Origin of the sequence: Nitratireductor thuwali, assembly GCF_036621415.1 — a bacterium.
Classification (GTDB): Bacteria; Pseudomonadota; Alphaproteobacteria; order Rhizobiales; family Rhizobiaceae; genus Chelativorans; species Chelativorans thuwali.
This window is the reverse complement of sequence record NZ_CP030941.1, coordinates 2,223,867-2,237,313: the sequence shown is the minus strand read 5'-3', so window position 1 is coordinate 2,237,313 and position 13,447 is coordinate 2,223,867. Positions and strand designations below refer to the sequence as shown.

13 protein-coding genes and 1 pseudogene are annotated in these 13,447 nt (G+C 62.6%); 10 read left to right on the top strand and 4 right to left on the bottom strand.

The window, feature by feature from the left end; genetic code table 11:
- Positions 1 to 113: 113 nt before the first annotated feature.
- Positions 114 to 287: a Flp family type IVb pilin gene (locus NTH_RS10845; protein WP_338530031.1), complete on the bottom strand. Its 174-nt coding sequence runs from the start codon at positions 285 to 287 to the stop codon at positions 114 to 116.
- A 287-nt stretch (positions 288 to 574) separates the two neighbouring features.
- On the opposite strand from NTH_RS10845, the gene NTH_RS10840 reads away from it, so the two are divergent.
- The 10 genes and pseudogenes from NTH_RS10840 (at position 575) to recF (ending at position 10,824) form a co-directional block, all read left to right on the top strand.
- Positions 575 to 1,000 carry a pilus assembly protein N-terminal domain-containing protein gene (locus NTH_RS10840; RefSeq protein WP_338530030.1) on the top strand — a complete coding sequence of 142 codons (426 nt, stop codon included), beginning with the start codon at positions 575 to 577 and terminating at the stop codon, positions 998 to 1,000.
- Between the two features lie 134 nt (positions 1,001 to 1,134).
- Positions 1,135 to 1,695, top strand: a complete 561-nt coding sequence (locus tag NTH_RS10835; protein ID WP_338530029.1) for a TadE/TadG family type IV pilus assembly protein — start codon at positions 1,135 to 1,137, stop codon at positions 1,693 to 1,695.
- Complete coding sequence (locus tag NTH_RS10830; RefSeq protein ID WP_338530028.1) at positions 1,688 to 2,341, top strand: TadE/TadG family type IV pilus assembly protein; 654 nt, start codon at positions 1,688 to 1,690, stop codon at positions 2,339 to 2,341. Before NTH_RS10835 ends, NTH_RS10830 begins: the two co-directional genes overlap by 8 nt.
- A gap of 115 nt (positions 2,342 to 2,456) precedes the next feature.
- Positions 2,457 to 3,691 (top strand): annotated as a pseudogene (locus NTH_RS10825) (phosphopentomutase).
- Positions 3,684 to 4,574, top strand: a complete 891-nt coding sequence (mutM, locus tag NTH_RS10820) for a bifunctional DNA-formamidopyrimidine glycosylase/DNA-(apurinic or apyrimidinic site) lyase (protein WP_338530027.1) — start codon at positions 3,684 to 3,686, stop codon at positions 4,572 to 4,574. The pseudogene NTH_RS10825 and the gene mutM overlap by 8 nt, the downstream one beginning before the upstream one ends.
- Before the next feature lie 33 nt (positions 4,575 to 4,607).
- Positions 4,608 to 5,381 (top strand): enoyl-CoA hydratase, encoded by a 774-nt coding sequence (locus NTH_RS10815; RefSeq protein WP_338530026.1) that lies wholly within the window; start codon positions 4,608 to 4,610, stop codon positions 5,379 to 5,381.
- Positions 5,382 to 5,626: 245 nt separating this feature from the next.
- Positions 5,627 to 5,893, top strand: a complete 267-nt coding sequence (gene rpsT / locus NTH_RS10810; RefSeq protein ID WP_338530025.1) for a 30S ribosomal protein S20 — start codon at positions 5,627 to 5,629, stop codon at positions 5,891 to 5,893.
- Between the two features lie 943 nt (positions 5,894 to 6,836).
- A complete protein-coding gene (gene dnaA / locus NTH_RS10805; protein WP_422392381.1) occupies positions 6,837 to 8,303 on the top strand; it encodes a chromosomal replication initiator protein DnaA in 1,467 nt (488 codons plus the stop codon).
- A gap of 215 nt (positions 8,304 to 8,518) precedes the next feature.
- Positions 8,519 to 9,637, top strand: a complete 1,119-nt coding sequence (dnaN, locus tag NTH_RS10800; RefSeq protein ID WP_338530023.1) for a DNA polymerase III subunit beta — start codon at positions 8,519 to 8,521, stop codon at positions 9,635 to 9,637.
- A gap of 11 nt (positions 9,638 to 9,648) precedes the next feature.
- Complete coding sequence (gene recF, locus NTH_RS10795) at positions 9,649 to 10,824, top strand: DNA replication/repair protein RecF (RefSeq protein ID WP_338531871.1); 1,176 nt, start codon at positions 9,649 to 9,651, stop codon at positions 10,822 to 10,824.
- A 68-nt stretch (positions 10,825 to 10,892) separates the two neighbouring features.
- On the opposite strand, the gene NTH_RS10790 is transcribed toward recF, so the two are convergent.
- Genes NTH_RS10790 through NTH_RS10780 form a run of 3 tightly spaced genes read right to left on the bottom strand, consistent with a single transcriptional unit; the run spans position 10,893 to position 13,407 of the window.
- Positions 10,893 to 11,510: a ribonuclease D gene (locus NTH_RS10790; RefSeq protein ID WP_338530022.1), complete on the bottom strand. Its 618-nt coding sequence runs from the start codon at positions 11,508 to 11,510 to the stop codon at positions 10,893 to 10,895.
- Positions 11,507 to 12,016, bottom strand: coding sequence for a GNAT family N-acetyltransferase (locus NTH_RS10785; RefSeq protein ID WP_338530021.1), 510 nt, complete (start codon positions 12,014 to 12,016; stop codon positions 11,507 to 11,509). Before NTH_RS10785 ends, NTH_RS10790 begins: the two co-directional genes overlap by 4 nt.
- Complete coding sequence (locus NTH_RS10780; RefSeq protein WP_338530020.1) at positions 12,013 to 13,407, bottom strand: M20/M25/M40 family metallo-hydrolase; 1,395 nt, start codon at positions 13,405 to 13,407, stop codon at positions 12,013 to 12,015. The genes NTH_RS10785 and NTH_RS10780 overlap by 4 nt, the downstream gene beginning before the upstream one ends.
- Positions 13,408 to 13,447: the final 40 nt, after the last annotated feature.

The following is a 13,447-nucleotide window of genomic DNA, read 5'->3' as shown; positions in this document are numbered from 1 at the left end:
TTATGGGCATGCAGGCTTTAAGGCTTGATGAAAGATGGTTGAAATGGGGTCCATAACGAGAGAAGGCCGCCAGCCTCGCGGCAAGCGGCCCCCGCATTTTCTGACCTGACGGCTTAGTTCGCGTCTTCCATCGTTGTGCCAAGGCCAGTCAGTGTATTGTCGATGCTTCCGCTGAGCGCATTGGCGCCCGCGATAATGCCAACGGCGATGAGGGCGGCGATCAGGCCGTATTCGATAGCGGTCGCGCCGGACTCGTCCTTGGCGAAACGTGCAAACAGCTTAGTCATGGGAGAACTCCTTACTCCGGTTTCTACAGCACTTCCGTCAACTGTTCTTGTGCGTCGATCGGATGGACGGGAATTTAGGCCGGAGCTGTTTCAATGCGCTTAACAAACAATATTACCGAAACCTTACGAGAGGCATGTCTCTCATCTGGTTAATGCCGTTACAACAATTTCGATGGCATTTTTCGATTGGCGCCATGGACGCACAATTGCCGGCCTTCCCTGGCATTAATACTCAATTCACCAGTTTCGTTCATCTTTCAGTCAGCTTGTGTGGCGGGAGAACCGAAATGGCCGTGAGGTCCTATATATATAGCGTAGGTTTTGCATTGGCGGCCGCCGTGGCATTGTCGCCGGTCTCCGCGCTGGCCGATGCCGGCATCAAGGTGGTGATGAACCAGGCCAAGATCGTCAAGCTCGCGCGGCCGGCCGACACCGTCGTCATTGGCAATCCCGAGATCGCCGATGCGGCGGTGCAGGATTCCACCACCATCGTGCTCACCGGCAAAGGTTTCGGCGTTACCAATATTGTCGTGCTGGACATCGAGGGCCAGCCCATTGTCGACGAGCAGATCACCGTGTCGCGGCAGACGGCGGAATCGGTGCGCATCTATCGCCGCTCGAGCATTCAGACCCTGTCCTGTACGCCCTATTGCGAGGGTTCCTACAAGACCGAAGCCGAAAGGATGTCGGAAATGGAGATGGCAGGACAGTAGCCCGGCTACCCGGTGGCCATGTTGGTTGCCGCCAGCTTAACAGAACATCTGCGTTCTTATGCATCGGCAAAACCGAAGCTCAACCCCTTGCTGCTAGTGTTCCGGCAGTTCCTGAATTTCGGCGGGGCGGAGTGATGAAGGCATCAGAAGCAAAAACGAGACGCAAAGGGCTGTTCGGCCTGTTCATGCGCGACAGGAAGGGCGTGGCGGCGCTTGAATTCGCGATGCTCGCCGCACCATTCTTCATACTCTTCTTCGCCATCGTCGAGCTTTGCATTTCGGTTGCCACCTGGCAGCTGTTAAACAATGCCGCCGACGACGTTGCCCGCATCCTGCGAACCGGACAGATCAAGGCCGCAGATCTGGACGAAGAAGAACTTCGCACGATGATCTGCGACCGCATGCAGTTCCTCGTAGGCAACAACTGTCCTCCCGAACAACTGATCGTGGACCTCAAGCAATACGATACTTTCGCGCTGGCCGCCGCTGCGAAAATGCGCGTCAGGAATGGCGAGGTGGTGATCGAGGATCGAGGATTCGATCCCGGACCGTCCCAATCCAAGAACAAGATGCGTATCGTCTATAAATGGTCGACGCTGACCGGTTTCATGAAGAGCAGGCTGTTCAATCTGAACGACGGGACTACCTCGCTTTTCGCGGCCGTCACCTGGCAGAATGAGCCCTTCGATGACTGACCTGAAACAAAACGCACCTGTCGCCTGTCCTGCAACACCGGCCGCCAATAGCCGACTTGCCGGGAGAGCGCTAAAGCTCCTTCGCGACCAACGTGGCGTGGCCGCCGTCGAATTCGCGTTTATCGCGCCGCTTCTTATCGGTGTCTACTTCCTTGCCATGGAGTATTCTCTCGCGGTCGTCACCAGCTCGAATGTGGAGCGCTCGGCCAGCCAGGTGGGCGATCTGATCACCCAGCAGCAGACGATCACCAAGGCCGAGCTGGATGCCATTATGGAGATAGGCGAATCCGTGTTGCAGCCGTATGAGCGCTCGAACCCGGTGATCACCGTGACCGCTATCGAGATCACCGATGACGAAGAGCCTGAAGCCAAGGTCGTCTGGTCGCGGAAAATGGTTGACGGCGTTGGAAGTCCCGATGCGACACCGGGAACGGAGACGACAGTGCCAAGGGATCTCATGGTTCCCGGCTCGTTTCTCGTTCGCGCCCACACGACGCTCGAATACGAGCCCTTCGGCTCGCGATCGACGAAGGAAGGCAACCACTTTGGATTCGGCGGGGCATTTGACGCGCTGAGCATGACAATGGGCGGGCGCTACCACCTTCGCCCCCGGGTGAGCCTTACGATCCCCTGCAGCGATTGCTGATCCCGCTTGACCGCCATTCGGCCTGACTTCCATCTGTCAACATGGCGGTGGCGGCGGCATTGCCAATGTTGCGGCCCCTGACTATCTCTGATGCTCCACCCACGGAGCACCATGCATGGCCCGCGCATTCCTGTTCGTCCTCGATTCCTTCGGCATCGGCCACGCTGCGGACGCCGCCGGCTTCGGCGATCAGGGGGCGGACACGTACGGCCATATCGTGCAGGCCTGCGCCACGGGAGCCGGCGACAGGGAAGGTCTGCGATCCGGTCCTCTCCATGTGCCCAATATGCGGCGGCTGGGTCTGGATGCCGCCCACGCGCTGGCCGCCGGCACGCCAGGCGGCGGTGCCCCCGCTGGGCCGGAAGCGCTCCACGGTGCCGCCGACGAGGTTTCCAAGGGCAAGGATACGCCTTCGGGCCATTGGGAGATCGCCGGCGTGCCGGTTCCCTTCGAATGGGGCTATTTCCCGCAAACCGTCCCGACCTTCCCCCAGATCTCACCCGGAGGATCATTGAGGAAGCGGGGCTTCCGGGCATCCTTGGCGATTGCCACGCCTCGGGAACCGAGATCATCGCCCGGCTCGGTGAGGAGCACATAGGGACCGGAAAGCCCATCTGCTACACCTCGGCCGATTCCGTCTATCAGATCGCCGCGCATGAAGAGCATTTCGGCCTCGACCGTCTCTATGCGCTTTGCGAGACGGCCCGCCGGCTGGTCGACCCCTACAATATCGGCCGCGTCATCGCCCGTCCCTTCATCGGCGAGACGGCCGCGACCTTCGAACGGACCGCCAACCGTCGCGACTACGCCGTGCCGCCACCCGAGCCCACCTTGCTGGACCGGGTGACGGCGGCGGGCCGGCGTGTCATCACCGTCGGCAAGATCGGCGACATCTTCGCCCATCAAGGCGTCGGGGAAGTGCGCAAGGCGGCGGGCAATATGGCGCTTTTCGACGCCACGCTCGACGCCATGGACGATGCCGAGGACGGTGATCTCGTGTTCGCCAATTTCGTCGATTTTGATTCTCTTTACGGCCATCGGCGTGACGTCGCCGGCTATGCGGCCGCGCTGGAGGCGTTCGACCGCCGACTGCCGGAAGCGCTGGCGAAGCTGAAGCCCGGTGACCTTCTGATCCTGACTGCCGATCACGGCTGCGATCCGACATGGCAGGGAACCGATCATACGCGCGAGCGCGTTCCCATCCTCGGCACCGGGCCGGGCCTGGGCGCGGGATCGATCGGCGTGCGCGGCACCTTCGCCGATATCGGCGAGACGGTTGCCGCTCATCTGGGCCTGGCGCCGGGCCCGCATGGCACCTCCTTCCTGCCCGGATCATCGCCAGATGCCTGAGCTGCCCGAGGTGGAAACGGTGCGCCGGGGTCTCGAACCGGTGATGGAGGGCGCGCGCATCGTTGCGCTGGTTCAGCGCCGGCCGGATCTCCGGTTTCCGTTTCCGGACGACTTTGCCGCAAGAGTGGCCGGACGCCGCGTCACAGCCCTTGCGAGGCGCGCCAAGTATCTGCTCATCCACCTTGAAGACGGCGCGGTGCTGATCTGCCACTTGGGCATGTCCGGCTCTTTCCGCATCGAGCGGAGAGCCGCCGCGGATGTGCCAGGCTCCTTCCACCATGCCCGGCCGAGGGATGCGAAGCACGATCACGTGTGCTTGTCGCTGCAAGGGCCGGACGGCGAGGCGGCGCTTGTAACCTACAACGACCCCCGACGTTTCGGCTTCATGCTGCTGGCCGAGGCTGCCGAACTGGACGCACATCCGCTGTTGGCGGGGCTGGGTGTCGAGCCTACCGGAAATGCGCTCGACGGTGCCCTGCTGTCCGAGCTGCTCAGGGGCCGGCAGGCGCCGTTGAAGGCCGCTTTGCTGGACCAGCGCATCATCGCCGGGCTGGGCAACATCTATGTCTGCGAGGCGCTCTGGCGCGCCGGCCTGTCGCCCCGGCGCCGTGCAGGTTCCATAGCGGGACAGGCTGGAGCGACAGCCAGAGCCGGCCGGCTGGCCGAGGCGGTGCGCACGGTTATCTCAGAGGCCATCGCCGCCGGCGGCTCGTCGCTGCGCGACCACATGCAAACCGACGGGTCGCTTGGCTACTTCCAGCATTCCTTCAATGTATACGATCGGGAAGGCGAGGCATGCCGCAAGCCCGGGTGCCAAGGCACCATCAGGCGCATCGTGCAGTCCGGCCGGTCGACATTCTATTGTCCGGCCTGCCAGCGATAGGATAAGCGTGCATCTTTCATCAGGAGGGTTTTCATGGCTTACGAGACGATCCTAGTCGAGACGCGCGGACGTGTCGGCCTCATCACGCTCAACCGCCCCAAGGCGCTCAATGCGCTGAACTCCAAGGTGCTGGAGGAAGTGGTGGCGGCTGCCGAGGCTTTCGACGAAAACGCCAAGGTCGGGGCGATCGTCATTACCGGCTCCGAAAAGGCCTTCGCCGCGGGGGCAGACATCAAGGAGATGCAGCCGAAGACCTATATCGAAGCCTATATGGAAGACTTCTTCGCGGACTGGGAGCGCCTCACCCGGATCCGCAAGCCGGTGATTGCGGCGGTTGCCGGATATGCGCTGGGCGGCGGATGCGAGCTTGCCATGATGTGCGACTTCATTCTCGCCGCCGACAACGCCAAGTTCGGCCAGCCCGAGATCACGCTGGGCGTTATGCCGGGCATGGGCGGCTCGCAGCGGCTGACCCGATTCGTCGGCAAGTCGAAGGCCATGGAAATGTGCCTGACCGGCCGCATGATGGACGCCCTCGAGGCGGAGCGTTCAGGCCTGGTATCGCGCGTCGTGCCGGCCGGCGAACTGATAGAGGAAGCCCTGAAGGTGGCCGGCAAGATCGCCGAGTTCTCCCTGCCGGCTGTGATGATGGTGAAGGAAACGGTCAACCGTTCCTATGAGATGACGCTTGCCGAGGGCCTGCGTTTCGAACGGCGGGTCTTCCATTCCATGTTCGCGCTCGCTGACCAGAAGGAAGGCATGGCCGCATTTACCGAAAAGCGATCCGCCCAGTTCAGGAACCGCTGACGCCACGGAAACTCGGAAGGTGGCAGTGTCTTTAGCGTCCAAGGGATCTTCCGTGCGTCCAAAAGGACGCACGGCGTTTAACGCGCGAGGCGCGGCCCAAAGTGCATTGACGCATCGGGGAAGCTGGATTATAAGCCGCTCCAACTGAGGTGGCCCTGCGGCTGCCCTTTTATTTTGCGCGCAAGCGTCTCTGCATTCTGCAGGCTCGCCTCGCGGCAGCGACAGTTGAAAACGAGAGAGGAAATATGGCCAACACCACTTCGGCCAAGAAGGCGGTCCGCAAGATCGCCCGCCGTACCGCAGTGAACAAGAGCCGTCGCTCGCGTGTTCGCAGCTTCGTCCGCAAAGTCGAGGAGGCACTTGCCGCCGGCGACAAGACAGCGGCGGAAGAGGCCTTCAAGGCCGCGCAGCCCGAGTTGATGCGCGCCGCCGGCAAGGGCGTGCTTCACAAGAACACGGCCTCGCGGAAGGTCTCGCGCCTCGCACAGCGCGTGAAGACGCTCGGCGCCTAAAACCTGCATTCATTGTAACGAAAACCCGGTCGCTTGAGCCGGGTTTTTCTTTGCCTGATGTCGGCTGCCGTGGGTGGTTTTCCACCCGCCGGATGCAGGCGCGTCTTCGTTTGCCGGCGTTTTGTTTTCTCACGGTAGGAATAGTGTCATATAAGGGCGCCGCCGCTCTGGCCAAGAATCCAGTTTTGCCATTGTAATCATACAGTTATGAAATGTTATCCACAGGCCAGGCGCGCTGCCCGGCAGCTTCCGGACCAGCCTGTATGTCAAGCAGATTTTTTGTATTTTTTTTCCTCCACGGGGGCCGACCGGGAGCCCCATGGAAAGGCTCTGGAATCAAAAAGCTTTATCCGTTTTGTAATGGTTCGGAACCGTATGTCACGGATGTCACACTGGCCGAATTCGTGAAAAAAGCGTTAGCCGCGCACTTGCTCTTTCCACAAGGATTTCGGTATTGTCTGGCCATCGTAAGGGCAGTCGAGCGGCCCGGGAAAAACTAGCCGAAATGGGCAGCAGTAGCAGTGCGGAGCTTTCCGCGCGCCGGGGTTTTTTTGCTCGAGCGATACATGGGATCGGGCAGATTCGTCACTGTTTTAAAGGAAGTCGGTTCTGGCCCGTCTCGCCGGAAGCGCTATTGCTTTGGCTGTGGCGTGCGGCAAGGGGAAGGGGGAAACAGGCGAAAGAAAGGAGGCTTTCAGACTATGGCATCGTCCGCTGATCTGAATCCATTTTCGGATGGCACGATGCGTCCAAGGACGCACGGCACTGCAGCGGTCGACGAGAAGAGCATGATGACGGGCGAAGGACATATTAGCGTATTTGTTTGGACGACCCGTATCTGAACCAGAAGATTTTTAACAGGGAAACGAGGATGCAAAGCGGCGTCGAGAGGGAAGTCGAGGGGGGATTCTCCTTTCAAAATCCTGCAGTTCAGGGAGAGGACATGGACGGCTCCAGCAGCTCCAATGCGGTATTCGAGCGCGTCCAGGCACAATTGAAAGCCCGCTTGGGCACGGAGGTCTACTCCAGCTGGTTTGGCCGGATGAAGCTTGCCGAAGCCTCCAAAGGCGTGGTCCGCATTTCCGTGCCAACGGCCTTTTTGCGGGCCTGGATCAACGGGCACTACATCGACCTCATAACCGAACTCTGGAAGCGCGAGGATCCATCGGTCCTCAAGGTCGATATCGTGGTTCGCACGGCAACGCGCGGCACCATTGCGCGCAGCGAGGTGAGCCCGCCCGTACGCAAGGTCTCGCATCAGCCGCAGACCGCACTTTCCTCCGGCGTTCTTACCGGCGGACGCAGCGAGCGGCCTGGCAGCCCGCCTATGACGCGACCGCAGCAGGACGGGCGGCCGAACATCTTCGGATCGCCGCTCGACAGCCGCTACACGTTCGATTCGTTCATCGAAGGCGGTTCCAATCGCGTCGCCTGTGCCGCAGCGCGCACGGTTGCCGAGTCCGACTCCAATTCGATCCGTTTCAACCCTCTGTTCCTGCACGCCTCCGTGGGTCTGGGCAAAACCCACCTTCTTCAAGCGATCGCCGCGGCTTCTCTCCAGCGCAAGCCGCAGTCGCGCGTCGTCTATCTGACGGCTGAATATTTCATGTGGCGGTTCGCCACCGCGATCCGCGACAACAATGCGCTGACGCTGAAGGAACAGCTCCGGGACATCGACCTGCTGATCATCGACGACATGCAGTTCCTGCAGGGCAAGTCGATCCAGAACGAGTTTTGTCACCTGCTCAACATGCTGCTCGACAGCGCTCGTCAGGTCGTCGTGGCGGCAGATCGTCCGCCATCCGAGCTGGAATCGCTGGAGCCGCGGGTCAAATCGCGCCTGAACGGCGGTGTCTCGCTGGAAATCGCGGCCCCCGACTATGATCTGCGCCTTGCCATGCTCAAGCAGCGCCTGGCCTCTGCAAGGGAGGAGGACGCATCGCTCGACATTCCGCTGGATATCCTGGAGCATGTCGCGCGCACGGTGACGGGAAGCGGCCGCGAACTGGAGGGTGCGTTCAACCAGCTCGTCTTCCGCCAGTCGTTCGAACCACATATCACGCTGGAGCGCATCGACGAGATCCTCGGGCCGGTCTGCCGGTCGGGCGAGCCGAAGCGCGTGCGCATAGAAGACATCCAGCGCATCGTGGCGCGGCATTACAATGTGTCGAAGACCGAGCTTCTGTCGAACCGCCGCACCCGTACCATCGTCAAGCCGCGCCAGGTGGCCATGTATCTGTCCAAGGTGCTGACGCCCCGCTCCCTGCCGGAAATCGGCCGCCGCTTCGGCGGGCGCGACCATACGACGGTGCTGCATGCGGTGCGCAAGATCGAGGGCCTTTCCGGCGACGACCGCCAGCTTGCGCAGGAGATCGAGCTGCTCAAGAGGCTGATCAGCGACCAGGCCTGACGGGCCGGAGACCTGACAGATGCGAGGATGGGCCGGCCCAGGCCGGCGTTATCCCCAGAAAGCCCGCGGAAATAGGCTGATGCCGCTCCGCGGGCTTGCGTTTTTCCCGCATTTCCTGTCACTTTGCAGCGAATCCAATCCCTTGTTTCACGGGATTGCCGGCGGTGCCTTCCTGCTCCGCCGGTAGTTTTCATTCCGGACGAGATTGACAGGTCATGCGCGTAATTCTGGAACGCTCAAATCTTCTGAAGTCTCTGAGCCACGTTCACCGCGTGGTGGAGCGGCGCAACACGATTCCGATCCTGTCGAACGTGCTGCTTGCCGCCGATGGCGCCAGCCTGGAGATGAAGGCGACCGATCTCGATCTGGAAGTGACGGAAGCGGCCCCGGCCACCGTCGAGCAGGGGGGCGCGACCACCGTACCGGCGCATCTCTTGTACGACATCGTGCGCAAGCTGCCCGACGGCTCCGAGGTGATGCTGAAGACGGACGATAACGGCACCGCCATGGCGGTCATATCGGGCCGCTCGAATTTCCGGCTGCAGTGCCTGCCGCAGGGAGATTTTCCGGCGCTCACCGCCGGCCAGTTCTCGCACATCTTCCGCATGGACGCGGCCGCACTGCGGGGGCTTATCGAGAAGACCCAGTTCGCCATCTCCACGGAAGAGACGCGCTACTACCTCAACGGGATCTATCTTCACACGGTGGAGTCCGATGGCGCCTTAAAGTTGCGTTCCGTAGCGACGGACGGCCATCGGCTGGCGCGGGCCGAGTTCGAAGCGCCAGCGGGCTCGGAGGGCATGCCCGGCATCATCATCCCGCGCAAGACCGTGGGGGAATTGCAGAAGCTGGTCGACGATCCGGACGTGGCGGTGACCGTGGAGCTGTCGGAGACAAAGATCCGCTTCACCATCGGCAGCGTGGTTCTGACGTCGAAGCTCATCGACGGCACCTTCCCTGATTATCAGCGGGTCATCCCTACCGGCAACGACAAAAAGCTGATCATCGACCGCCAGAGCTTCTCGGCGGCTGTGGACCGCGTTTCGACGGTTTCTTCCGAGCGTGGCCGCGCGGTGAAGCTTGCCATCTCGGAAGGCCAGGTCGTCCTGACCGTGAACAACCCCGATTCAGGCAGCGCCACCGAGGAGTTGGCGGCGACGTATGATTCCGATCCCATAGAGATCGGGTTCAACGCCCGCTACCTGCTCGACGTCGCCGCTCAGCTGTCGGGGACGGAAGCCAGTTTCATGCTGGCCGACGCAGGTTCCCCGACCGTGATCCAGGATACCTCCGACGCGCACACGCTCTATGTCCTGATGCCGATGCGGGTGTGACCGCTGCCGCCATGACGCAGCCGGAGAACGAGACGCGCCGTCCGGCACAGGTCTATCTCACGAAGCTCTCCCTGACCGACTTCCGCAACTACCGCTCGCTTTCGCTGGAGCTGGCGCCGGGCCCGATCGTGCTGACCGGCGAGAACGGGGCCGGCAAGACCAATCTTCTGGAAGCCGTCTCCTTTCTTTCTCCGGGCCGCGGGCTGCGCCGGGCGACGATCGAGGACGTCGTCCGCGCGGGCGCCGCCGGTTTTGCCGTCCATGCACAAGTGGAGGGACCTTTCGGCGAATGCAGCATAGGCACGGGCACGGCGGGTGTCGTGGCGCCGGCCGGCGAGACTGCCGCCCGGCGCGTGCGCATCAATGGCGAGACCGTCCGCAGCGCCGATGCGATGCTCGAATGGCTGCGGGTGATCTGGGTCACGCCGGCCATGGACCAGCTCTTCACCGGACCCGCCGCCGACCGTCGCCGCTTCCTCGACAGGCTCGTGCTGGCAATCGATCCAGCCCATGGTCGCCGGGCAATCGACTATGAAAAGGCAATGCGCGCCCGCAACAGGCTATTTGCCGACGACGTGCGCGACGATGCTTGGTTCGCCGCCATAGAAACGCAGATGGCGGAGACGGGCGTCGCCATTGCCGCTGCCCGCCACGAGATGGTCCGCCTGCTCGCTGCGATGATCGAGCGGCTGCCTTCGGATAGCCCCTTTCCCAAGGCCAGGATCGCCCTCGACGGCATCGTGGACACGCAGATGGGATCGCGCCCGGCCGTCGAGATCGAGGAGGATTTCCGCCTGCGTCTGGCCGGTGAGCGTGGCCGCGACCGCGCTGCAGGACGTGCGCTGGAGGGACCGCACCGCACCGAGTTCCTGGTGCGCCACGCGCCCAAGGACATGCCGGCGGCAAGCTGCTCCACCGGCGAGCAGAAGGCGCTGCTGCTGGGGCTGGTGCTGGCGCATGCAAGGCTGACCGCCGAGCTTTCAGGAACAGCGCCGGTACTGCTTCTCGACGAGATCGCGGCCCATTTCGACGCCGAGCGCCGCGCCGCCCTCTTTGATATCCTGGAAGAGCTCAACTGCCAGGCCTTCATGACTGGCACAGAGCCGCAATTGTTCGACAGTCTTCAGGGCAGAGCGCATTTTTGGACCGTGTCAGCCGGCACGGTCCGCTCCGCCGGTACCCCCTGACCTGCCATTTCCGATTCCGCGACAAGAATGACGACGGCAGGGCCGGTTCCGTGCGCAGTCCATCAATCTCAGCTGTGAGCGAAGATGTCCTCTTCGTCCCAGCCCATGAGGTCGAGTTTGGCGCGCGTGGGCAGGAACTCGAAGCAGGCTTCCGCTTCGCGGGCGCGGTTCTCGCGTGCCAGCCGGCCGGCCAACACCTCGCGCAGGCGGTGCAGATAAAGGACGTCGGAGGCGGCGTATTCGAGTTGCTCGGGCGTCAGGATCTCGGCCGCCCAGTCCGACGACTGCTGCTGCTTGGAGATGCCGACGTTCAGGAGTTCATTGCAGATGTCCTTGAGGCCGTGCCTGTCGGTGTAGGTGCGCGTCAGGCGCGAGGCGATCTTGGTGCAAAAGGCAGGTTCCGCCATGACGCCAAAGGCATGGTAGAGCACGGCGAGGTCGAAGCGGCCGAAGTGGAACAGCTTGGTGATTTTGCGGTCGCCCAGGAGTGCGGCGATGTTCGGCGCCTGGCTCTGTCCGGCAGCGATCTGCACGACATCCGCCGTCCCGTCCCCAGGCGAAAGCTGCACCACGCAGAGCCGGTCGCGGTGGGGCTTGAGGCCCAATGTCTCGGTGTCGATGGCAACCGCCTCGACCCTATAATTGTCGAGATGGGGCAGGTCGTTCTTGTGAAAACGGATGGTCATGGGATGTCCCTGTTTGCGCCGCGGCGGAAAAGGCCAAGCCACTTCATCAAGACGATGGCGTCGGTGCCATCATGGTAATTGGCCTTCCTCAGTCCCGTTTGGCGGAAGCCGAGACGAGTGTAAAGAGCCCGTGCGCGTTCATTGTCCGGGCGGACGAACAGGCGGATGAGCGGCCGCGCGGTGCGATCGCATGCGCCGCGCAGGAGCATCCCGCCCAGTCCCCTGCCCGAAAAGGCCGCCTCCACACAGAGAAAATCGACGCCAGCCCATGGCCGCCATTTGCGGTGACGCAGCAGACAGTATCCTGCGATCTGCCCGCCCGTCTCGGCAACGATGAGCTGTGTGCCCCTTTCGTGCAGGACGCCGGCAAAGCCCTCGCGGCTCATGGCGAGCGCATCGCCGGGGAAGGCAGCGTCCTGCATGCGCAGGATGTCGTCCCGGTCCTGCTGGCGCGCCGCCCGCAGCATCACCTCTCCCCCGCCACGAAGTGCCGGCCTTCCGCTCATTCGGCAGTGGTGCTCTTTGCCAGCGCGTCGAGAATACGCGCCCAGGAACGCTGTCCCTTGTGGAAGGAGCTCAACTCATATTTCTCGTTGGGCGAATGGATGCGGTCGTCGGACAGGCCAAAACCCACCAGCAGTGAATCCATGCCGAGCAGGTTCTGGAAGTCGCCGACGATGGGAATGGATCCGCCCATGGCGATCGGCACCGCCGGCTTGTTCCACTCCTCCGTCAGCGCGGCCTGGGCCGTGGTGACGAGAGGCGAATCGTAGGAAAGCTGTATCGCCGGCGAACCGCCATGGGGCGTGAACTCCACCGTGCAATCGGCCGGGATGCGCTCGCGCACGAAGGCGCGGAATGCGGCCCGGATCTTGTCCGGATCCTGCTTGTGCACCAGCCGAAACGAGACTTTGGCGGAAGCTTGCGCGGCGATCACCGTCTTGAAGCCTTGACCCGTGTAGCCGCCATAGATCCCGTTGAACTCCGCCGTCGGCCGCGCCCAGACGAGTTCCAGCGCCGAGCGTCCCTTTTCGCCGGCGAGCTCCGACAGGCCGATCGGCGCCAGCATGCTTCGTGCATCCTGCCCAAGGGCCTCCCAGCTCTTCAGGATATCCTCCGGCGTTTCCTCTACGCCTTCGTAGAAGCCGGGAATCGTAACGGCGCCGTCGTCGTCGTGCATGTCGGACAGCACACGCGCGAGAATGCGGATAGGATTGGCCGCCGCGCCGCCAAAGAAGCCCGAATGCAAGTCGCGGTCAGCGCCCCTGACCGTCACCTCCTCCCCAACCAAACCGCGCAGCCCCACGCAGATAGCCGGCGTTTCGCGGTCCCACATCGCGGTGTCGCAAACGAGCGCGAAGTCGGCCTTCAACTCCTCCGCATGTTCCTTGAGGAAAGGCTTCAGCGAGGGCGATCCCGATTCTTCCTCGCCCTCGAACAGAATGCTGATCTTGCAGGGCAGCTTGCCGTGCACAGACTTGTAGGCGCGGCACGCCTCGACAAAGGTCATGAGTTGCCCCTTGTCGTCCGAACTGCCTCGCCCGACGATGATCTGGCGGTCCGGCGCGACTTCCTTGAGCGACGGCGCAAAGGGATCGTCCTCCCACAGGTCGAGCGGATCCACCGGCTGTACGTCGTAATGGCCGTAAAACAGCACGTGTGGCCCTTCGCCCTCATGGTGGGCGACGACCATGGGATGGCCCGGCGTGCTCCTTACGCTGGCCTCGAAGCCGATGGAGCGCAGGTCGGCCACCAGCCAATCGGCGGCCTTGAGGCATTCGGCGGCATAGGCGGGGTCGGTCGAGATCGACTGGATCCTCAGCAGCGCGAACAGCCGTTCGAGACTTTCGTCGAGGTCGGCGTCGAGCCTGTCGAGGACGGGGGAGACTTCTGTCATGGAAAGTCCTTCTGAAACGGCGGCTCATCGGGTGCTGGTC